Source organism: Couchioplanes caeruleus (assembly GCF_003751945.1).
GTDB lineage: Bacteria > Actinomycetota > Actinomycetes > Mycobacteriales > Micromonosporaceae > Actinoplanes > Actinoplanes caeruleus.
The window spans coordinates 8,206,446-8,228,224 of sequence record NZ_RJKL01000001.1 but is presented as its reverse complement, the minus strand read 5'-3'; the positions used below and the strand labels follow the sequence as shown (position 1 = coordinate 8,228,224).

Genomic DNA, 21,779 nt, shown 5'->3' with positions numbered 1-21,779 from the left:
TGACAATTCTCCGTACCCGGCACCCGCAGGAGGGAATATCCACCGCCGGGCGGGGCACACAGCGGGCCATGATCACGACGACTGCCGGAGCCGCCCTCCGCGAGCTGGGCACCGCCCTCAAAGACCTCGGGTACTCCTTCACCACCGTCACCCCCGCGACACACGCCCGGGTCAACAGCCGCCCCGAGAACGCGCTGGCCCGCGACCTGCGCGACATCTTCGGCTGGAGCCGCCCGGCCCCACCCGAGGTGCTGCCCGCCGGGATCGCCGCCCTGATGGACGCCGCCGGAGTGTGGGCACGCGATGGCGACCTGGTACGCAGCCGCGTGCGATTCTCCACGTACGACGGTGAGCTGTACGTGCACTCGGCCTTCCCGACCACCGCCGCGGACTCGGTCTTCTTCGGCCCGGACACCTACCGGATGGCGGACGCCGCCGCCGCGCACCTCGCCGGCCGCGACCGGCCCGTACGCCGGGCGGTGGACATCGGGTGCGGCACCGGCGCGGGCGCGATCACGGTGGCCAAGCGTGCCTGCGACGCCGAGGTCCTCGCCGTCGACATCAACCCCGACGCGCTGAGCTTCACCGAGGTCAACGTGGCGCTCGCCGGCACGCCCGGAGTACGCCCGTGCCACAGCGACCTGCTCTCCGGCGTCGACGGCGACTTCGACCTGATCGTCTCCAATCCCCCGTTCATGATCGATCCGGCCGGTCGCGCCTACCGCGACGGCGGCGGCCCGGAGGGTCACGAGCTGTCGCTCGCGATCCTCGACGCGGCCGCCGACCGGCTGGCCCCGGGCGGCTCCCTCGTGCTGTTCAGCGGCACGGGCATCGTCGCCGGCCAGGACCCGCTGCGGGAAGCGGCCGCGGCGCGCCTCAAGGAGACCGGGCTGAGCTGGACCTACCGCGAGGCGGATCCGGACGTCTACGGCGAAGAGCTCGACGGCGAGGCGTACGCGCACGCCGAGCGCATCGCCGTCGTGGTCCTCACCGCCACCCGCCCGTGACCGGCGGGCCCACCCTCGGCGTCGAGGAGGAGTTCCTGCTCCTCGACCCGGACACCGGCGAGAACGCGCCCGTGGTGGAGAAGGTCCTCGCCGCGCTGCCCGACGCCGTGCGCGCGCAGAGCCGGCTGGAGTTCCGGCACAGCATGATCGAGATGGTCACCCCAGTCTGCACGGAACTGCCGGAGCTGGCCGGTCGGCTCACCGATCTGCGCCGGGCCGCGGCCACGGCGGCCACGGCGGCGGGCGCCCACCTCGTGGCGATCGGCGCCATTCCGGTCGCCGAGCCGGTGCGCGAGCCGACCGACGACCGCCGGTTCCACGCGATCGCCCGGCACTACGGCCCGATCGCGTACGACGCGGCCGTGTGCGGCTGCCACGTCCATGTCGGCGTGCCGGACCGGGAGACGGCCGTGCGCGTCTGCACTCGGCTGCGGCCCTGGCTGCCGGTGCTGCAGGCGCTGACCGTCAATTCCCCGCTCTACGCGGGCGCCGACACCGGCCACGCTAGCTGGCGCTCGCTGCAGCTCGCCCGCTGGCCGGCGCTCGGACCCGTCCCGGCCTTCGCCTCGGCCGCGGACTACGACCGCACCGTGGCCCTGCTGGTCTCGTCCGGCGCGATGCTCGACGACAGCATGGTGCTCTGGTACGCCCGCCCGTCGGTGGCCTACCCCACGGTGGAGATCCGGGTGGCCGACGTGTGCCCGGCACCCGCCGACACCGTGCTGCTGGCGGCGCTGGTCCGCTCGCTGGTGGCGACCTGCCTGGTGGACGGCGGCGGACTTCCGGTCCCGGACCATCTCGTGACGGCCGCGCACTGGAACGCGGCCCACTCGGGAATGGACGGCACGCTGCTCGACCTGCACGCCGGCACGGCCCGCCCGGCCTGGGACGTGGTCGCGGACCTGGTGACGGCGGTGCAGCCGGCGCTGCGCCGCCTCGGCGACGCGAGGCTCGTCGCGGCCGAACTGGACCGCGTGCGCGACGAGGGCACCGGCGCGACACGCCAACGCCGCGCCCTGGCGAGAGGCGGCATCCCCGCGGCCCTGGCCGAGGTGACCGTCATGCCGTAGACGCTCGCACATGCCCATGAGCCTTCCAGCTATGGTTCGTCTTCGATCGTCCGGCTTGACTGGGGTCATGACCGATACTTCTCCCACCGCCTCCGGCCGGCTCGAGCCCATCCTCGTCATCGGCGGCACCGGCAAGACCGGCAGCCGCGTGGTGCGGCGCCTCGTGGACGCGGGTCGCGAGGTGCGCGTCGGGTCGCGCTCCGCGCAGCCCCCCTTCGACTGGGAGGACCGGACCACGTGGCCGGCAGCCCTCGACGGGGTCGGCGGCGTCTACATCTCCTACTACCCGGACCTCGGCTTCCCCGGCGCGGTGGACGCCGTCGCCGGTCTCAGCGAGCTCGCGGTGGCCGCGGGCGTCGAGCGCCTGGTGCTGCTCTCGGGCCGCGGCGAGGAGGCCGCCCGCGCCGCCGAGAAAGTGGTGGAGGCCGCCGGTGCCGCCTGGACGATCGTCCGGTGTAGCTGGTTCCACCAGAACTTCAGCGAGAGCTTCTTCCTCGAGCCCGTCCTGGCCGGCGAGATCGCGCTGCCGGTCGGCGACGCCGGCGAGCCGTTCGTGGACGCCGACGACATCGCCGACGTCGCGGTCGCGGCTCTCACCGAGGACGGCCACGCCGGTGAAGTCTACGAGCTGACCGGGCCCCGCCTGCTGACCTTCGCCGACGTCGCCCAGGAGCTCTCCGCGGTCACCGGCCGGGAGATCCGCTACACCCGGCTCACCCGCGAGCAGTTCGCGGACATGCTGCGCGAGTACGGTCAGCCGGCGCAGTTCGCCGAGCTGTTCGACACCATCCTCGACGGACGCAACGCCGGCCTCGCCGACGGCGTCCAGCGGGCCCTGGGCCGGCAGCCGAAGGACTTCGCCGGGTACGCCCGCGCGACCTCGGCCACCGGCGTCTGGGGCTGACGGCCTCACCCGACCTCTACACTCGCTGCCGTGGACGCCCTCGCCGGACTGCTGGATCAGCCGCGCGCCCGTGGGGCCTTCCTGCTCCGTTCGATCCTCGACCCGCCGTGGTGCCTGCGGATCGAGGACCGGGCCCCGCTCTCGCTGGTGACCATGGTCCGCGGCACGGCGTGGATCGTCCCCGACGGCGACCACCCGGTCCGGCTGCACCCGGGCGACGTGGCCATCGTCCGCGGGCCGGACCCGTACACGATCGCCGACGCTCCGGACACGCCCGTGCAGATCGTCATCCACCCGGGACAGCAGTGCACCACCGTGCGTGGCGAGGCCATGGCGGAGGACATGAGCCTCGGCGTGCGGACCTGGGGCGACAGCGCCGATGGCGCGGCCGTCATGCTGAGCGGTACGTACGAGATGCACAGCGAGGTCAGCCGGCGTCTGCTGCGCGTCCTGCCCCCGCTGCTCGTCCGCCCCGCCGGCCCGGCGGAGGCGCCGCTCGTCACCCTGCTCGGGACCGAGATCGGCAGGACCGAGCCGGGTCAGGAGGTCGTCCTCGACCGGCTGCTGGACCTGCTCCTCGTGTCCGTGCTGCGCTCGTGGCTCGCCGACGCCGCGACCGCGACGCCGGGCTGGTACCGGGCGCAGCACGACCCGGTCGTGGGCCCGGCGCTGCGCCTGATGCACGCCGACCCGGCGTACCAGTGGACCATCATGAATCTCGCCGCCAAGGTCGGCACGTCCCGGGCGGCCTTCGCCCGCCGGTTCACCTCCCTGATCGGGGAGTCGCCGATGAAGTACCTGACGGACTGGCGCATGGACCTCGCCGCGGACCTCCTGCGCGAGCCGGACACCACCGTGGCCGCCGTCGCACGGCAGGTCGGTTACGGCAGCGCCTTCGCGCTCAGTACCGCATTCAAGCGCGTCCGGGGCTTGAGCCCGCAGGAATACCGGCGAACCGACGCCGGCGCTCAGACCTGCTGAGCGACCGGCTCAGGCGGCGGCGTTCCAGAAGCCGATGACCGGGTTGCCGTGCTCGAAGGCGAGCGCCGAGAGCGTCGCCGTATCGAGACGGAGCAGGCCGCCGCCGCTGGGCGGCAGGCCGATCCACCGCGCGCCCGCCACCCGCAGGCAGTGCCCGTGCGCGATCAACGCCACGTCGCCCCGGTCGAGGTGGTCCCGCGCCCGGTCCAGCACCCGGTCGAGACGCTCGCCCACCTCGGACGGCGACTCGCCGCCGGGGCAGCCGTCGGTCCAGAGCGACCACGAGGGACGGGTCTCGCGGATGGTCGCGCTCGTGATGCCCTCGTAGTCGCCGTAGTGCCACTCGGCCAGGTCCTCGGTCGTCTCGGTGACGGCCAGCCCGGCGAGCTCGGCGGTGCGTGCCGCCCGGCGGCGCGGGCTGGAGATCACCGCCGCGAACTCGCGTCCCTTCAGCCGCTCCCCCGCGCGGCGGGCCTCCTGCTCCCCCACCGGGGTGAGGTCGAGGTCCGTGTACGAGGTGTGCCTGCGAGCCGCGCTCCACTCGGTCTGCCCGTGCCGGACGAGCACGATCTCCGCCATGGTTCCCCCTGTCGTCCCGCCCTTTCTACCCTGCGAGCAGCTCCTCGAACGAGGTGGTCAGCGCGAACGGATCCGCGGGCCGCGCCGTCTCCCGCCGGCCGATCTCGGTGGCGAGCTCGGCCGCCGCCTGGTCGGCGCGCTGGCGCAACTGGCCCTCGGCCTCGTCGCCGCCCCAGTCCTGCGGGGCCGCGAAGACCGCCGTGGGGACGGTCGCCGCCCGCAGGAACGCGAACATCGGCCGCACCGCGTGCTCGAGGGCCAGCGAATGGCGGGCCGTGCCGCCCGTCGCGGCGATCAGCACGGGCTTGCCGACCAGGACATCCTTGTCGAGCACGTCGAAGAACGACTTGAACAGGCCGCTGTACGACGCGTGGAAGACCGGCGTCACGGCGATCAGGCCGTCCGCCTCCGCCACCGCGTCCAGGACCTCGCGCAGGGCGGCCGGCGGGAAGCCGGTCAGCATGTGGTTCATGAGATCGTGGGCCAGGTCGCGCAGCTCGACGACCCGTACCCGCAGGTCCACGCCGGCGCGGGCGGCGTGGTCCACCGCCGCCGCGGACAGCCGGTCCGCGAGCAGGCGGGTGGACGACGGCTTGCTCAACCCCGCCGTGACGACGACAAGAGTCCGCGACGTCATGCGGCAGCCTCCTCGGTGGCATTGCGGCTCAGCCCAGCAATGACGGCAAGGGTGCGCGACGTCATGCCACGGCCTCCTTGCTTGCGGCCTCGGCCAGCAGAGACGCGTGGGTCGGGGCCTCGGGCACGTGCGCCGGCTTGAGCGCGGCGAACTCCTTGCGCAGCACCGGCACGACCTCCTCGCCGAGCAGATCGAGCTGCTCCAGGACGGTCTTCAGGGGCAGCCCGGCGTGGTCCATCAGGAACAACTGGCGCTGGTAGTCGCCGACGTAGTCGCGGAAGCCGAGCGTACGGTCGATGACCTGCTGGGGGCTGCCCACGGTCAGCGGCGTCTCCCGCGTGAAGTCCTCCAGCGACGGGCCGTGACCGTAGACCGGGGCGTTGTCGAAGTACGGTCGGAACTCCCGCACCGCGTCCTGGCTGTTGCGCCGCATGAACACCTGCCCGCCGAGACCGACGATGGCCTGGTCGGGATCGCCGTGGCCGTGGTGGGCGAAGCGCTCGCGGTAGAGCGCGACCATCCGCTGGGTGTGCGACGCCGGCCAGAAGATGTGGTTGGCGAAGAAGCCGTCGCCGTAGTAGGCGGCCTGCTCGGCGATCTCGGGACTGCGGATCGAGCCGTGCCAGACGAACGGCGGGATGCCGTCGAGCGGGCGCGGCGTCGAGGTGAACGACTGCAGCGGCGTGCGGAACTTGCCCTTCCAGTCGACGACGTGCTCGCGCCAGAGGCGATGGAGCAGTGCATAGTTCTCGACGGCGAGCGGGATGCCGGCCCGGATGTCCTTGCCGAACCAGGGATAGACCGGCCCGGTGTTGCCGCGGCCCATCATCAGGTCGACCCGGCCGCCGGAGAGGTGCTGCAGCATCGCATAGTCCTCGGCGATCTTGACCGGGTCGTTGGTCGTGATCAGCGTGGTGGACGTGCTGAGCAGCAGCGTGGACGTCTGCGCGGCGATGTAGCCGAGCAGGGTGGTCGGCGAGGACGGCACGAAGGGCTCGTTGTGGTGCTCGCCGGTGGCGAAGACGTCGAGGCCGACCTCCTCAGCCTTGCGGGCGATCGTGACCATCGCCTTGATCCGCTCGTGCTCGGTCGGCGTCCGCCCGTTCGTGGGGTCGGGCGTGACGTCGCCGACGGTGAAGATCCCGAACTGCATGCCCGCTCCCGGACTCTCGGTCGGGACCCTCGGCCCCGGACTGCCCCGCACAACCTCTTTGACATAGCAATTATTTCATAGTCAAAGATCTTCGCCAACGGGGTGCCGGTCACAGCAGCACGGCCGGCCCCACTCCGGGCGGAGCGGGGCGGGCCGTGCCGTGCCGTGGATCAGCGACCCTGCAGCGACTTCACGTTGTCGCCGAAGGTCCAGCCGCGGGAGCCGTCCCAGTTGGCCGACCAGGTCATCAGGCCCTTGAGGCTACCGCCGACGCCGTTCCAGGACTGCGACACCAGGGCCGGCTCCATGTAGCCGCCGCCCGCTCCCGGCTGGGCGGGCAGGCCGGGGACCTGCCTGTCGTACGGGACGCGGATCGTGGTGCCCTGGACGGTGAGGCCGCCGTCGAGGCACCGGGTCTGAGCGACGAAGCCCTGCACCGTGCCGGCCGGGTACGAGTCGCCCGAGCAGCCGTACATGCTGCCGTTGTAGTACTGCATGTTCAGCCACCAGAGGCGGCCGTTGTCCGCGTACTTCTTGATGATCGGCAGGTAGGAGCCCCAGATGGACCCGTAGGTGACGCTGCCGCCCGTCACGTACGCCGTCTCCGGGGCCATCGTGAGGCCGAAGTTCGACGGCATCCGGGCGAGCACTCCGTCGATGATCCGGATCAGGTTGGCCTGCGAGGTGGACAGGGTGGTGATACTGCCGCTGCCGGTCAGGCCGGTCTCGATGTCGATGTCGATGCCGTCGAAGTGGTATTGCTGCAGGATCGGCACGATGGTCGCCACGAACCGGTCGGCGACGGCGCCGGAGCTCAGGTCGATTCCGGCCGCCGCGCCGCCGATCGACATCAGCAGCGTCGCGCCGTTCGCCTTGGCCTGGCACATCTCCGCCGGGGTGGAGACTTTCACGCCGACGTCCATCCCGTTCTCCCACAGCACCGTGCCGTCGGAGCGGATCACCGGGAAGGCCGCGTTGATGACGTTGTAGCCGTGCTGCTTGAGCCGGCCGTCGGTGATCGGAATCCAGCCCATGCCCGGGTGCACGCCGTTGGCGGCGCCGTCCCAGTTCTCCCAGTAGCCGACGAGGACCTTGCCGGCGGGCCGCGACTTGACGGCACAGGTGCTGCCACCCGGCGGCGAGGTGGGCGGAGTCGTCGGGGGCGTGGTGGGCGGTGGCGTGGGCGGCGTGGTCGGCGGCGTCGTGCCTCCGGTGCACACGCCGAGGTCGCGCCACAGCGAGGGTGTCGAGGCCGGGTTCCAGTTGGCCCCGACGTGGGCGGTGTGGGCGACCAGGGCCGAGTACAGGCGGCTCCCGTAGGTCACCTGCGCGCCGGCCGCATAGGTGGCGCCCTCGGCCCAGGCCGGCGCGGCACACGCCACGGCGGCCGCCCGGACGGCACCGCCGGAGACGGCGGCCATGCCGTCGGGGGCCGCGAGCACGGCCGTCGTCAGGGTCATCGCGGCGCCGGCTACCAGCGCGCACACGGTACGTCGTCTTCTCATGGCGGCTCCTGACGGATCGATGACCCAGGCAGGTCCCCCACAGCTTGACGTTTATGAACTTAAATATCAAGGGTTGTTAACAGATAACCAGCGGACCCGCGGCGGCAGCCCCACGAACTGGGCATACGGCTCGAGGCAGGCCTCCGCGCGCTCGCGCGCGGCCGGCGCGAAAGATGTCAGCGGTGTGACGTCCACAGTGACCGCCTTCTTGCCGAGCGTGCGCTTCCAGGTCGCCACCACCCGGCCCCGCTCGACCAGGGTGGACTTGAAGATGCCGTTGCCGCCCGGAACGATGGCGTCCAGGTGACGCTTGTCGACCATCATCGTGCGGTCCTGGTAACCCAGCATGTACTCGTCGAAGCCGGGCAGTGCCGCCCAGTCGTCTCGGGTGGTGGTCGCGGCGTCCAGCACGGCCGGATCGGCGAACATCTCGACGCCGTCGACCGCGACCGTGCCCAGCGCCGGGCCGGCCGCCGCGATGCCCGCGCGCACGTCCGTCATGGTGAGCCCGGTCCAGCGGGCGAGGTCCGCCCTCGTGGCCGGGCCGTGGCTGCGGAAGAAGCGGGTCGCGATCAGCCCGAGGGCCTCCTCGCGGGACGGCCGGTTCGGCTTCGGCGCCCACTCGTCGAGCAGCACGAACGACTGCTCCTTGCCGATGTGCGGGGCGATGCAGGTGACGCCGCGCTGGCTCGCATACCAGAGCAGGTGGTAGCCCATCTGACCGCTGAGCTCGACTCCCCCGGCGGCGACGGCCGCCAGGCACTCGGCGCGGGTCAGCCGCTTGCCGCCGGCGAGGGCCTCGCCGAGCAGCTCGACGCCGCGGTCGGCCGCCCGCTCGGACAGGCCGATGGTGGCGCGGCGCTTCGCCGCGCCCGCCAGCGCGCGCACGCCCATCAGGTCGAGCATCCAGCGCGCGTCGGCGGGCGGGACGAGATGCACGGTGCCGCGCATCGGCCAGGTGCGGATCGCCTCGCGGCGCTCGAGGGCCGCCTCGACGTCGCCGACGCCCGCGCCGGGCAGGCGGGCGCCGAGCGACCACAGCCCGCTCGCCATGTCCTGCGCCTGCATGGCGCCGAACCACTGGACGATGCCGGCCACCGTGCCGGGGCGGACCTCGGGCGTCAGCAGCAGGCTGTGCATCCGCAGGGCCAGGGCCTGCTCGGTCGTGATGTCCACGGAATGCAGCCTAGGGCGGCCCTCCGACAGAAAAGGGCCGCCCGCGGTGACGGTGGTGGTGGTCAGCGGCCGCGCTGCGAGCGGTACCGGGCGATCAGCGTGTCGGTGGACGAGTCGTTCGAGGCCTCGGGCGCCGCATCCGCAGTCAGCAACGGGGCGAGCTGGTTGGCCATGACCTTGCCGAGCTCGACGCCCCACTGGTCGAAGGAGTTGACCTCCCAGAGGACGCCCTGGGTGAAGGTGATGTGCTCGTAGAGCGCGATGAGCTGGCCCAGCGTCGACGGGGTCAGCTTCTCGGCCAGGATGGTGGTCGTCGGGTGATTGCCCGCCATCACCTTGTGCGGCACGATCGCGGGCTCCACGCCCTCGGCCTCGATCTGCTCCGCCGTGCGCCCGAACGCCAGCGCGCCGGTCTGGGCGAAGAAGTTCGACATGAACAGGTCGTGCATCTCGCCGGTGTCGTGATTGGGCACGCTGAAGCCGATGAAGTCGGCCGGGATGAGCTTGGTGCCCTGGTGAATGAGCTGGTAGAAGGCGTGCTGGCCGTTGGTGCCGGGCTCGCCCCAGAACACCTCGCCGGTCTGGTAGCCCGCGGCGGAACCGTCGAGCCGCACCTGCTTGCCGTTGCTCTCCATGGTGAGCTGCTGCAGGTACGCCGCGAACCGGTGCAGATACTGCGAGTAGGGCAGCACCGCGTGCGACTGCGCGCCGAGGAACGTGTCGTACCAGACGTTGAGCAGGCCGAGCAGGGCCGGCACGTTGCGCTCCAGCGGCGTGGTGAGAAAGTGCTGGTCGACGGCGTGATAGCCGGCGAGCATCTCGGCGAACTGCTCCTTGCCGACGGCGATCATGACCGAGAGGCCGACCGCGGAGGGCAGCGAGTAGCGCCCGCCGACCCAGTCCCAGAAGCCGAACATGTTCTCGGTGTCGATCCCGAAGTCCGCTACCCGCTGCGCGTTGGTGCTCACCGCGACGAAGTGCTTGGCGACCGCGGCCTGGTCGCCGCCGAGCCCGGCCAGCAGCCAGTTGCGGGCCTCGGTGGCGTTGGTCAGCGTCTCCTGGGTGCCGAAGGTCTTGGAGACCACGACGAACAGGGTGCTCGCGGGATCCAGGTCGCGGGTCTTCTGGTGCAGGTCGGTGGGGTCGATGTTGGACACGAAGCGGCACTCGATGCCGGGGTCCGCATACGCCTTGAGTGCCTCGTACGCCATGACCGGGCCGAGATCCGAACCGCCGATGCCGATGTTGACGACGGTCCTGATCCGCTCGCCGGTGGCGCCCCGCCACTCGCCCGAGCGGACCTTGTCGCTGAACGCGCCCATGCGGTCGAGGACCTCGTGCACGTCGCGGACGACGTCCTGGCCGTCGACGACGAGGGTGGCGTCGCGCGGCAGCCGCAGGGCGGTGTGCAGCACCGCGCGGTCCTCGGTCACGTTGATGTGCTCGCCGGCGAACATGGCCGCGGTGCGCTCGCGCAGCCGGGCCCGCTCGGCCAGCGCGATCAGCGCGCCGATCGCCTCGTCGGTGACCAGGTTCTTGCTGTAGTCGACGTACAGATCGGCCACCTGGGCGGTGAGCCGCTCGCCGCGCCGCGGATCGCTGCCGAACAGCTCGCGCAGGTGCACGCCCGCGATCTTCTCGGCATGACCCTGCACCGCCTGCCACTCGGCGCTGTCGGAAACGTGTTCGCTCATTGCCACTCCCGCCTGAACCGAACTATCGGTGCCATGGTGGCACGGATCGCCGCCACCCGCCGTGAATCGCCGGGGCGTGGTCGGTGGGGACGCGATGAGGCCGGTCGACCGGTCCACCGTCTCGAAGTGCAGGTCGTGATGCCGACGAGCGCGAAGAGATGCCGGCCTAGCTCACCGCCTGTGCGGCGGCGCGACCGGCGGTGCGACCCGAGAACAGACAGCCACCGAGGAAGGTGCCCTCGAGCGAGTTGTAGCCGTGCATTCCGCCGCCGCCGAAGCCGGCCGCCTCGCCCGCCGCGTACACGCCGGGCAGCGGGTTGCCGTCCGCTCGCAGGACGCGGGCGTCCAGGTCGGTGTGCAGGCCGCCCAGGGTCTTGCGGGTGAGGATGTTCAGTCGGACCGCGATCAGCGGGCCCGCCGCGGGATCGAGCAGGCGGTGCGGCGTCGCCACCCGGATGAGCCGGTCGCCACGGTAGCGGCGGGCGCCGTGGATGGCGGTCACCTGGGCGTCCTTGCTGAACGGGTTCGCGATCTCACGGTCGCGGGCCTCGACGGTGCGGCGTACGGCCTCGAGGTCGAGCGCCGGGCCGCCCTCGGCCGCGGCCAGCTTGTTCATGCCCTCGACGAGATCGGGCAGGTCGCGGGCGACGACGAAGTCCTCGCCGTGCTGCTTGAACGCCTCGACCGGCGGGGTGGCGCCCGGGCGGATCCGGCCCAGCACCTGACGGATGCTGCGGCCGGTGAGGTCGGGATTCTGCTCGGAGCCGGAGAGCGCGAACTCCTTCTCGATGATCTTCTGGGTCAGGATGAACCAGCTATAGCCGTGGCCGGTCGCCATCAGATGCTTCAGCGTGCCGAGCGTGTCGAAGCCCGGGAACAGGGGCGCGGGCAGGCGCCGGCCCGTCGCGTCGAGCCACAGCGACGACGGCCCCGGCAGGATGCGGATGCCGTGCCCGGGCCAGATCGGGTCCCAGTTGCGCAGGCCCTCGGTGTAGTGCCACATCCGGTCGGGGTTGATGATCTGGGCGCCCGCCGCCTCGGTGATGGCGAGCATGCGTCCGTCCACATGCGCCGGCACGCCGGAGACCATCCGCTGCGGCGCCCTGCCGAGCCGGGCCGGCCAGGCCTTACGGACGAGATCGTGGTCGCCGCCGATGCCGCCGGAGGTGACGATCACCGCCTGGGCGGCGTACTCGAAGTCGCCGGTCTCGGTGCGGGAGCTGCTGCGCCCGCGCGCGACGTCGCTGGGCTCCAGGACGCGCCCGCGCACGCCGGTGACCGCCCCGGCCGTGGTGACCAGGGCGTCGACGCGGTGCCGGAAGGCGAAGGTGACCAGGCCGCGCGCCGCGGCGTCGCGTACCCGTCGCTCGAAGGGTTCGATCACGCCCGGACCGGTCCCCCAGGTGATGTGGAACCGCGGCACCGAGTTGCCGTGGCCGTCGGCGGCCGCACCGCCGCGTTCCGCCCAGCCCACCACCGGGAAGAGCCGGTGGCCCATCGCGCGCAGCCACGCCCGCTTCTCGCCGGCGGCGAAGTTCACGTACGCCCGCGCCCACTGCCGGGGCCAGTGGTCCTCGGGACGGTCGAAGCCGGCGCTGCCGAGCCAGTCCTGCCAGGCCAGGTCCTCGCTGTCGCGCACGCCCATCCGCCGCTGCTCGGGGGAATCGACGAGGAACAGCCCGCCGAAGGACCAGAAGGCCTGGCCGCCCAGGCTCTGCTCCGGCTCCTGGTCCAGCAGCAGCACCCGGCGGCCGGCGTCGGTCAGCTCGGCGGTGGCGACCAGCCCGGCCAGGCCCGCACCCACCACGATCACATCCGCGTTCATGCCCTCCACGCTAGAAGCGGCGGATGGCAGGATGATGCGTCTGGAGCGCACAAAACGGGGGCGTTCTTATCACCGAGGTGACAAATGTTCCAGGACCTGCCCGACGGCGTCGCCGCGCGGCTGCGAGCGCTCAAGCCGCTGCTGCACGAACGCGTGCTGGACACGATACGAACGGTGATGAGCGCCCAGGGCCGGTCGCTGACCGGCGGGCAGGGCCGGGGCCTGGTCCTCGGGGTCGAGACCGCGGTGGACGCCTTCGTGGAGGCCGCGGCGTCGCCGTCGGCCGACCTGACGCCGAGCCGGGCGGTGTTCACCCGGCTGGGCCGCACGGAGTTCCGCGAGGGCCACCGGGTCGACGCGCTGCGCACGATCCTCACCGCCGGCGGCCGGGACCTCTGGGCCTTCCTCGTCACGCAGGACCTGCCGCCCGCCGCGCTGTACGCCCTGGCCTCGGCGCTGTTCGGCTACGTCGACGAGCTCGCGGGCGCGGCCGTCGAGGGCTACCTCGACGAGCAGGAGAAGAACGCCCGCGACTGGGACACCGTGCGGCGCCGGCTGATCACCCTGCTGGTGCAGCCCGACCCGCCGGGCGGCGCGGCTCTGCAGGCGGCCGCGGACGCCGCGCGGTGGCCGCTGCCGGGAACCGTCGCGGTCGTGAGCGTCGACGGTACGGATGCCGAGCACCTCGCCCGCACGGCGGGCAACGGCGTGATCGCCACCGTCATCGACGACGCCACCCGCATGGTCGTGCCTTCTCCCGGGACCGCCGGACGGCTGGCGCACCTGGCGGCGGTGCTCGCGGGGCGGCGGGCGGCGCTCGGGCCCGCGGTGGCGCTCGCCTCGGCGCGGCTGTCGTACCGGATCTCGCGCCGCGCCCTGCGGATCCTGCCCGGCGACGGGCTCATCCGCTGCGACGACCGGCTGCTGGAGCTCGTCACCGGCTGGGAGCCCGGCCTCATGGACCGGCTCGCCGCCCGGGAACTGGCCGCCGCCGGGGAGCTGCGGGAGCCGGAGCTGGAGACGCTGCACGCCTGGCTGCGCGAGCAGGGCCAGGTCGTGGCGGCGGCCGCGGCGTTGCACGCCCACCCGCAGACGGTCCGGTACCGGATGCGGAAGATCCGCCAGGCGTTCGGCGCCACCCTGGACGACCCGGACGCCCGGTTACGGCTCCAGCTCGCGCTGCGGCACCGGCTCGCCGGTGGTCACCGCGGCGACGCCACCGGCTCGCCGAGCGCCGTGGCGAGGCCCTCCTCCAGCACCCGGCCGGCCTCCGCCGCGGGCAGCGGACGCGACAGGTAGTAGCCCTGCGCGTAGTCGCACCGCAGCTCCTTGAGGACGGCCAGTTGCACGGAGTCCTCGATACCCTCGGCCACGGTGGTCATGCCGAGGCTACGACCCAGCCGCACGATCGTGCTGACCAGTGCCTCGTCCTCGTGCTCGCCGCCGAGCCGGTCGACGAACGAGCGGTCGATCTTGAGAGTGTCCATCGGGAACCGGCGCAGGTACGCCAGCGAGGAGTAGCCCGTACCGAAGTCGTCCATGGCCAGGGTGACGCCGAGATCCTTGAGCCGGTGCAGTTGGGCGAGGTTCTCGTCGGTGTCGGTGAGCAGCACGCTCTCGGTCATCTCCAGGCAGAGCTGGTCGACCGGCATGCCGGTCTCGGCCAGCACCTCCGCCACCATCGCGGCGAGGTCGCCGTGCTCGAACTGGCGCACCGAGACGTTGACGGCCATCTTGAGCCGGCGGGTGGTGCCCGCGCCCCAGGCGACCGCCTGCCGGCAGGCCTCCGTGAGCACCCACCGGCCGAGGGGAACGATCAGGCCGGTCGCCTCCGCCGTACCGATGAAGTCCAGCGGGGAGACCATGCCACGGGTGGGGTGGTACCAGCGGACCAGCGCCTCGAAGCCGGTGATCTCGCCGGTGCGCAGGTCGACGGTCGGCTGGTAGTGCAGCGCCAGCTCGTCGCGGGTGAGCGCGACGCGCAGGTCCGCCTCCAGCTCCAGGCGCTCGACCAGGCCGGCGAGCATCGCGGGGTCGTAGGCGGCCAGCCGGTCGCCACCGCCGGACTTCGCGCGGTACATGGCCAGGTCGGCGTTGCGCTGCAACTGCTCGACGTCGTCGGCGTCCGCGGCGCAGGCCAGCCCGATGCTGACCGCGACGTGCAGCTCGCGCTCGCCGACCTCGAACGGCTCCTCCAGGGCCGCGGCGATACGCCCGGCGACCGCCTCCGCGTCGGCCCGGGCGGCGAGCGACTCGACGATCACGCCGAACTCGTCGCCGCCGAAGCGGGCCACCGTGTCCTCCTCGCGGACGGCGGCGCGCAGCCGCGCGGCCACCTGCACGAGCAGGGCGTCGCCCGCGGCGTGCCCGAGGCTGTCGTTGACCTCCTTGAAGCCGTCCAGGTCGAGGAAGAGGATCGCGACCTCGTCCCGGCCGTCGCACCGGGCGATCGCCTCGACCAGCCGCTCGCGGAACAGGGCCCGGCTGGGCATCCCGGTCAGCGTGTCGTGGTACGCCTCGTACATGAGCCGGTCCTGCAGCTCCTTGGCGTCGTGCACGTCGCGGGTGTTGAGCACGAGGCCGTTCACCGCGGGATCGTCGAGCAGGTTGGTGATGGTCATCTCGGCGAGCCGGACCCGGCCGTCCTGGTGACGCATCGGCACCTCGATGACCGTGAACAGCTCCGGGCCGGCGATGACCGACTCGATGGCGGCGCCGATGCGCGGCCCCGACTTGCGCCCGGCGATCTCGACCAGCCGGTGGCCGAGCAGCATCTGCGCCGGCCAGCCGAAGATGCGCTCCACGGATTCGCTCTGGTAGCGGATGGTCGAGTCGGCGTCGACGACCGCGACCGACTCGGAGCTGCGCTGCACCATCGCGCGGAACCGCTGCTCGCTCGCCTGCAGCTCGGCGGTGCGCTCGAGGACGCGCGCCTCCAGGTGGCGGGTGAGGTGCCGGTTCTCCAGGAGGGTGAGCACCTGACGGCAGACGATCAGCAGGATCAGCACCGAGCGGCCCCACGCGACGAAGGCATCGACGTCACCGGTCATCGCGTACGAGAGCGCGCAGCAGATCAGGGCGGCGAGCACCGCCACGTACGGGACCAGCATGGCGAACGCCCGCGGCTCCGCCTGGCCGGGTGCGACGTCCGGCGTGGCCGCGGTCACGGTCTTGCCGGGGTACCGGGCGGCGAGGAACACCACCGCGAAGCCGAGGAACCAGCCCGCGTCCATCAGGCCGCCGGACGTGTACTCGCTGGACAACGAGGCGTACGCGTAGGCGCTGTCGCAGCCACCGACGATCAGCATGGCCACGCCGACCAGGGTCAGCGGGCCGGAGTCCGGGCTGTCGCGGTGCAGCACGGCGAACATGTGCAGCACCACGGTGATCAGCACCACGCCGCTGAGCGGGTAGCCGAGCGAGACGCCGAGGCTCAGCGCGGTGGCGTCGCTCGCGCCGATCAACGGGTCGAGGACGAGGATCCAGCACACCAGCAGCAGCGAGCAGGCCATCATCGCGACGTCCACGAGGCCGCGGATCCGGTTGGCCGCCGACTTGCGGGGAGTCGGGACGAGGAACAGCGCCGCCGCGAGGACGGGCGTCGAGCCGAGGTAGCCGATGTCGGGCAGGCCGGGGAAGGGAACCGCCTCGCCGCGTACCGTCTCGATCCAGGTCCAGGTGGTCTCGCCGAAGGCGTACGTCACCGAACCCAGGCCGATGCCGGCCCAGGCCGCCCGGAGGCGGCCGCGACGGGCCCGGGCACGGACGAGGCAGGCGCTGCTGGCGAAGACCAGAATGATCACCGTGCCGACGTCCGAGACGAAGGCGCCCGTGGGGCCGCCGACGATCATGAACCCGACGAAGACCGCGGTGAGGAGCGCGACGAGTGCGGTGAGCACTCCCGGGCGGCGGCTGCCGACCATCGCTCATCCTCCCCATCTGTCGTCGGTGGCTTGACGAAGTCTTGAGATCGGGCGTACGGCGGCGCACTTGAGGGAATCGGAGCTCAGGCCGGGCGGACGGGACCATTTCCGCGGGCGGCGCTGCCGGCGAAACGCCGCGACGGGCCGCCCGGCAGTCTGCCGGGCGGCCCGTGGTGCGGTGCCTGTTCAGCCGATCTTGACGTTGAAGATCGGGTTGGCGGCCAGCTTGCGGAACGCGGCGAGGTTGGCCTTGGTGCTGTCGATGCTGATGTCGCGGTCGCCCTGGTCGTCGTGCTTGGTGTCGAAGTAGACGATGGCCTTGATGTTCGGACGCTTGACCAGCTCCGGCAGCACGCTCCGGAAACCCGCGGTCTTGTCGGTGACCTTGCCGACCCGGTGGTAGACGCCCCACTCGGCGACCATCAACGGCTTGGACGGGTGCTTGCTGCTCGCCCAGTCGTAGAAGCCGAGGCCACCGCCGGTGGGCTTACGGTCGAGCAGGTCGGCGAACATGCCGTAGTGGTAGTAGCCCTTCTCCGCGCTGACGTAGGAGTCCAGACCCATCCAGTCCACGACGTCGTCACCGGGGTACAGATCGGCCCACCAGGACTGCGCCATCCACTTCTCGTTACCCATGTACGCCATCACGTTGATCGCGTTCGTCACGCCCTTGGCCCGCAGCCGCACGATGGTGTGGCGGTACATGGCGGCGAAGTCCTTGGCCTCCCAGCCCGACCCCTTACGCGCGATCACGTCGTTCTCCGGCTCGTGGTTGAGCACCAGGAAGAACTTCTCCGGGAAGGTGGCCTTGATCCGGGCGGCGAACCGGTCGATGCGGGCGTCCTGCTCACCTCGGGCGACCTTGGCCCAGGTCGACCCGTAGGCGATCTTCCAGTTCAGCAGCAGCACCCGCGGCCGGGTGGTGTCACGCGCCATGGCCATCTCGGACTTGGTCGGGAACGGCTCGTCACCCTTGTGGTAGGCGTGGAAGATACTCGCGGTGCGACCGGACAGCTTCTCCCAGTCCTTGAGCGCGGCATCGCGCGGCGCGTCGGTGAAACCACCCGCGGCGGCACCCCACAACACCCCACACGACGGCACCAGCCTGGCGTCGGTCACGCACTCACCGGTCGCGGGCGCGGGCGGCGGCATGTCCTCCTCGACCGGGGCGACCGGCGGGACGGTGGCGTCGGCGGGCGGCTCGACCGGCGGGGCGACCGGAGCGGCCGGCGCGGCGAGCGTGACGGCCAGCACCGGGCCGCCCTTGGCCTCGCTGGAACGGAAGCGGGTCACGGCGCCGGTCGACTGGATCGCGAACGTGTACGCACCGGGGCCGGAAACCGCGGCGCCGAGGTCGAAGCTCACCTCGGTGGCGTCGGCCACGGGCTTCGCCTTAGCGGCGACGGCGCCGAGCGCGGGCGCGGTACGGGCGGTCAGCTTCGCCTCGGACCACGTCGTGTCGGCGACCCGGTTGACGGTCAGCCGGCCGCCGACGCCCCCGACCGTGGTCAGCTTCAGCTTGGCGCCGGTGACCTGCGCCCCGGCCGGGACCAGGAACTTCAGGAACGCGATCTTGGAGTCGCGCTCGAGGCGACCGACGGAGAGCTTGCCCTCGGCGCCGAAGCCGGCGTTCTGCCGTCCGCTCGACACGTAGGTGTCGTCGGTGGCGGTCAGCTCCAGGTCAGCAACGGCCGGGGCGGCGGTGGCCGGGGCGGCGGCCAGGACGCTGCCGGCGCCCGCGAACAGGGCGGCCAGGGCGGTCACGGACTTGAGCGACTTCGAGCGACGCAATTCTTCTCCCCCGAGTTGTCCGGCCGCGTCTCGGCCGGGCATGGGAGAGACAATCCGGGGCGGGCGGTGCACGAACCGGTCCCGGTCCGGTGCCGCCCGGTTGCGAACGAGCCGAACGGCGGCACTTGAGGATTTCCGCGGCCTTCCGCGGTCATATGCTTCGATCGCGATCATCGACCGTACGGAGGAGCGAGTGCCCGTGAGCGACGTCGGCGCCGTCCTGGCGGCCATGCCCGTGATCGACGGGCACAACGACCTGCCGTGGGCCCTGCGCGCCCGGGCAGGCTACCGGGTCGGCGGTCTCGCCGCGGACCGGCCGCAGTTCCACACGGACATCGCCCGGCTGCGCGCCGGCGGGGTCGGCGGGCAGTTCTGGTCCGTGTACGTACCGTCGAACCTGCCCGAGCCGGAGGCGGTGGTGGCGACGATGGAGCAGGTCGACGCGGTGTACCGGCTCGTCGCGGCGTACCCGCAGGATCTGGCGATCGCATACACCTCGGTGGACGTGGTGTCGGCCGTCGGAGCGGGCAGGATCGCCTCGCTCCTCGGCATCGAGGGCGGGCACAGCCTGGCATCGTCGCTGGGAGTGCTGCGCACCTTCGCCCGCCTCGGAGTGCGGTACGTGACCCTGACCCACAACCACCACACCGGCTGGGCCGACTCCGCCGCCGAGGCGGTGCGCCACGGCGGGCTGACCGGCGAGGGCCGCGCGATCGTCGCCGAGATGCAGCGCATCGGCGTCCTCGTGGACCTGTCGCACGTGGCGGTGCCGACGATGCACGCGGCCCTGGACGTCGCGACAGCACCGGTGATCTTCAGCCACTCGTCGGCCCGGGCTGTCACCGACCATCGCCGCAACGTCCCCGACGAGGTGCTGCGCCGGCTCCGCGCCAACGGCGGCGTGTGCATGGCGACGTTCGTGCCGCCGTTCGTCTCCGCAGAGGTCGGCGCGTGGAGCGCGGCGGCGGAGGAGGAATGCCGGCGGCTGGGCTTGCCACCGGATCCGGAACCGTGGCCCCGGGCGCCCCGGCCCGGCGAGGAGATCCCGGACACGGCCGTACCGGAAGCACCGGCGGCGCTGCGGCCGTGGCTGGCCGACCATCCCCGGCCCTCGGCCACCGTCGGCCAGGTGGCCGATCATGTCGAGCATCTGCGGGAGGCGGCCGGGGTCGACCATGTCGGGCTCGGCGGCGACTACGACGGATGCGATCGGCTGCCGGAGGGGTTGGAGGACGTGTCGGGCTATCCGCGGTTGCTCGGCGAGCTTGCTTCGCGGGGGTGGGAGGCGAGGGAGTTGGAGAAGCTGACCGGCCGCAATGTGCTGCGGGTGCTACGGGCGGCCGAGGAGCACGCCACCGAGCCGATGTGGCCGGGCGCCGTGACCGCCTGATCTTCCCGGTGCCCTCAGCGCACATCGCCGGAGCCTGCTGCTGGTCGCGGCGGGCGTTCTGACGCTCTCATCCGGGTGCGCCCACATCGTCCCGCCGCCCCGGTCACAGCGCCCTCATTGCATGACGCGCGCCCCTCTGGCCGCGCCGCCTCATCCCGCAACCCGGCACAGCGCCCTCACCCATGACGCCGGCCCTCCTGGCACCCTCACCTCGTGAAAAGGATCGCTGCCAGGAGCAGCACCGGCACCGAGGCGAGCGTGGAGAGGAAGATGGCGTCGCGGGCCAAGACCAGCCCGGTCTGGAAGCGCTGCGCGTACAGAAAGATGTTCTGAGCCGTGGGCAGGGCCGCCAGCACGACCACGGCGTAGGTCGCGTCGTCCGGCAGGCCCAGGGCGATGGCCAGGACGAAGGCGAAGGCCGGCATCACCACCGTCTTGAGGACGACGGCCACGATGGTGGCGACGCGGTCGGTGCCGGGCTCGAGGACCCGCCGGCCCGACAGGGACATCCCGAACGCGATCAGCACGACGGGAACCGCCGCCGAGCCGATCGTGGCGACCGGCGCGGCGAGCAACGCCGGCATCCGCAGGCCGGTCACGCCGACGAGCAGGCCCAGAACGACGGCGACGATCAGCGGATTGCGCAGCGGCGCCGTGACGGTGGCACGCACCGACGTCCGCCCCGTAGCGGCGATCTCGAGCAGGGCGAGCGCGACCGGCGTGACGACGAGAAGCTGCCACATCACGATCGGCACGACCAGCGCGGCATCGTCCAGCACATACGTGGCGACCGGAATGCCGATGTAATTCGCGTTCGTGTAACCGGCGGCCAACGCACCCACGACCTTGGCGCCCCGGTCAAGACGGCGAGCGGTCGCCGCGAACGCCGCGAAACACAGGAGCGCCGCGGCGGCCGAGACGAGTAGGGGTTCACTGAGCAGGACGCGGAGGTCGGCGGCCGCCACCACGGTGAAGAGAAGGCACGGCGTCAAGACGGAATAGACCAGTCGGCCGAGCACCGTCTCTGCGTTCTCCGGCAGAGCACCCCACCGGCCGACACCCCAACCGGTCAGCACGATGGCCCCGATGAGCGCGAAACCGGAAAGAGCAGAGATCACGCGACGACACGCTAGCCGAGCGCCCCCTGCGCCCGCGGTCAGCGCGACACTCACCACGCCTGCCTACCGGGGCGAGCCCGCCCGTGCCGGCTGCGGCCGGAAGCGCCTACACCAGGCCGGCGTCGTGGACGAGCAGGGCTATCTGGACGCGGTTGTCGAGGTCGAGCTTGGTCAGCAGGCGGGACACGTGGGCCTTCACCGTCGCTACGCTCATGAACAGCTCGGCCGAGATCTCCGCGTTGGTCCGGCCCTGGCCGACGGCCAGCGCCACGTCGCGTTCGCGCTCGCTCAACGTCTCCAGCAGCCGCCGCGCACGATGACGGCCGGCATTGCCGTCCGGGGCAGCCACGTGGGCGATCAGCCGCCGGGTAACCGTCGGCGAGAGCGTGGCCTCACCACAGGCCACCCGCCGAACCGCCTGCAGAATGTCGATCGGCGGGGTGTCCTTGAGCAGAAAGCCACTGGCCCCAGCCCGCAATGCCCGAAGCACGTCCTCATCGGCATCGAAGGTGGTCAGCACGATCACCTCGGGAGCACCGGCCCGCGAACGCAACGCCTCAGTCGCCGCCAGCCCGTCGACCCGCGCCATCCGAATGTCCATGAGCACCACATCCGGCCGGTGCTCCGCCACGGCCTGCGGCACCTGCGAGCCATCCGCCGCCTCACCCACGACCCGCACGTCACCGGCCCCGGACAAGATCATCGTGAGCCCGGCACGAACTAAAGCGTCGTCGTCGACGATCAGAACCCGGATCGGCGCGGACTCGGGGAGGCTGTCAGCGCCGGGCACTGCTCCGTCCGACGTCTGCATCGCGGCAACACTCCCACGGGCAAGCTCCAATCCGCCACCAGGGCGGAAAACGTCATTCCCGAGCACCGCATCTCCCATCCCTGGCACCACACCTTCTCTCCCGCCCACCGCGCCACCACTCGGCGTCACGCCACCGCTCCTAACACCCGCCACCCACATCCGGGCGCCACGCCACCGCTCCTAACACCCGCCACCCACATCCGGGCGCCACGCCA

17 protein-coding genes are annotated in these 21,779 nt (G+C 72.0%); 6 read left to right on the top strand and 11 right to left on the bottom strand.

The window, feature by feature from the left end; translation table 11 throughout:
* Positions 1-68 precede the first annotated feature (68 nt).
* From EDD30_RS37065 to EDD30_RS37050, 4 genes are all read left to right on the top strand, one after another.
* Positions 69-1,007, top strand: coding sequence for a methyltransferase (locus tag EDD30_RS37065; RefSeq protein ID WP_071807866.1), 939 nt, complete (start codon positions 69-71; stop codon positions 1,005-1,007).
* On the top strand, positions 1,004-2,077 hold the full coding sequence (locus tag EDD30_RS37060; RefSeq protein WP_071807867.1) for a carboxylate-amine ligase: 1,074 nt from the start codon (positions 1,004-1,006) through the stop codon (positions 2,075-2,077). The genes EDD30_RS37065 and EDD30_RS37060 overlap by 4 nt, the downstream gene beginning before the upstream one ends.
* A 67-nt stretch (positions 2,078-2,144) precedes the next feature.
* Positions 2,145-2,981, top strand: coding sequence for an NmrA family NAD(P)-binding protein (locus EDD30_RS37055; protein WP_071807868.1), 837 nt, complete (start codon positions 2,145-2,147; stop codon positions 2,979-2,981).
* Positions 2,982-3,011: 30 nt separating this feature from the next.
* Positions 3,012-3,962, top strand: a complete 951-nt coding sequence (locus EDD30_RS37050) for an AraC family transcriptional regulator (protein WP_071807869.1) — start codon at positions 3,012-3,014, stop codon at positions 3,960-3,962.
* Positions 3,963-3,971: 9 nt separating this feature from the next.
* Here the strand turns inward: EDD30_RS37050 and EDD30_RS37045 are convergent, their stop codons facing one another.
* The 7 genes from EDD30_RS37045 to EDD30_RS37015 form a co-directional block, all read right to left on the bottom strand.
* Positions 3,972-4,541 carry a histidine phosphatase family protein gene (locus EDD30_RS37045; protein ID WP_071807870.1) on the bottom strand — a complete coding sequence of 190 codons (570 nt, stop codon included), beginning with the start codon at positions 4,539-4,541 and terminating at the stop codon, positions 3,972-3,974.
* A 25-nt stretch (positions 4,542-4,566) separates the two neighbouring features.
* The gene (locus tag EDD30_RS37040) at positions 4,567-5,178 is read right to left on the bottom strand and encodes an FMN reductase (RefSeq protein ID WP_123678732.1); all 612 of its coding nucleotides are present in this window, start codon (positions 5,176-5,178) and stop codon (positions 4,567-4,569) included.
* A 61-nt stretch (positions 5,179-5,239) separates the two neighbouring features.
* Positions 5,240-6,331 (bottom strand): LLM class flavin-dependent oxidoreductase, encoded by a 1,092-nt coding sequence (locus EDD30_RS37035; protein WP_071806416.1) that lies wholly within the window; start codon positions 6,329-6,331, stop codon positions 5,240-5,242.
* A gap of 170 nt (positions 6,332-6,501) precedes the next feature.
* Positions 6,502-7,836 carry a carbohydrate-binding protein gene (locus EDD30_RS37030; protein ID WP_071806415.1) on the bottom strand — a complete coding sequence of 445 codons (1,335 nt, stop codon included), beginning with the start codon at positions 7,834-7,836 and terminating at the stop codon, positions 6,502-6,504.
* Positions 7,837-7,902: 66 nt separating this feature from the next.
* Positions 7,903-8,976 carry a winged helix DNA-binding domain-containing protein gene (locus tag EDD30_RS37025; protein WP_071806417.1) on the bottom strand — a complete coding sequence of 358 codons (1,074 nt, stop codon included), beginning with the start codon at positions 8,974-8,976 and terminating at the stop codon, positions 7,903-7,905.
* A 98-nt stretch (positions 8,977-9,074) separates the two neighbouring features.
* The gene (pgi, locus tag EDD30_RS37020; protein ID WP_071806414.1) at positions 9,075-10,706 is read right to left on the bottom strand and encodes a glucose-6-phosphate isomerase; all 1,632 of its coding nucleotides are present in this window, start codon (positions 10,704-10,706) and stop codon (positions 9,075-9,077) included.
* Between the two features lie 166 nt (positions 10,707-10,872).
* Positions 10,873-12,531, bottom strand: a complete 1,659-nt coding sequence (locus EDD30_RS37015) for an FAD-binding dehydrogenase (RefSeq protein ID WP_071806413.1) — start codon at positions 12,529-12,531, stop codon at positions 10,873-10,875.
* Positions 12,532-12,615: 84 nt separating this feature from the next.
* Between EDD30_RS37015 and EDD30_RS37010 the strand changes: the two genes are divergently transcribed.
* Positions 12,616-13,830, top strand: a complete 1,215-nt coding sequence (locus EDD30_RS37010; protein WP_071806412.1) for a PucR-like N-terminal domain-containing protein — start codon at positions 12,616-12,618, stop codon at positions 13,828-13,830.
* On the opposite strand, the gene EDD30_RS37005 is transcribed toward EDD30_RS37010, so the two are convergent.
* Both EDD30_RS37005 and EDD30_RS37000 read right to left on the bottom strand, forming a co-directional pair.
* Positions 13,734-16,454 (bottom strand): putative bifunctional diguanylate cyclase/phosphodiesterase, encoded by a 2,721-nt coding sequence (locus EDD30_RS37005; RefSeq protein WP_071806411.1) that lies wholly within the window; start codon positions 16,452-16,454, stop codon positions 13,734-13,736. The genes EDD30_RS37010 and EDD30_RS37005 overlap by 97 nt on opposite strands.
* A gap of 186 nt (positions 16,455-16,640) precedes the next feature.
* Positions 16,641-18,287 (bottom strand): CBM96 family carbohydrate-binding protein, encoded by a 1,647-nt coding sequence (locus EDD30_RS37000; protein WP_123678731.1) that lies wholly within the window; start codon positions 18,285-18,287, stop codon positions 16,641-16,643.
* 157 nt (positions 18,288-18,444) lie between these two features.
* On the opposite strand from EDD30_RS37000, the gene EDD30_RS36995 reads away from it, so the two are divergent.
* Complete coding sequence (locus EDD30_RS36995; protein WP_244945537.1) at positions 18,445-19,635, top strand: dipeptidase; 1,191 nt, start codon at positions 18,445-18,447, stop codon at positions 19,633-19,635.
* A 206-nt stretch (positions 19,636-19,841) separates the two neighbouring features.
* Here the strand turns inward: EDD30_RS36995 and EDD30_RS36990 are convergent, their stop codons facing one another.
* Together EDD30_RS36990 and EDD30_RS36985 are read right to left on the bottom strand one after the other, a co-directional pair.
* A complete protein-coding gene (locus EDD30_RS36990; protein ID WP_071805161.1) occupies positions 19,842-20,753 on the bottom strand; it encodes an AEC family transporter in 912 nt (303 codons plus the stop codon).
* Between the two features lie 106 nt (positions 20,754-20,859).
* The gene (locus tag EDD30_RS36985; protein WP_071805160.1) at positions 20,860-21,564 is read right to left on the bottom strand and encodes a response regulator; all 705 of its coding nucleotides are present in this window, start codon (positions 21,562-21,564) and stop codon (positions 20,860-20,862) included.
* Between the last annotated feature and the right edge of the window lie 215 nt (positions 21,565-21,779).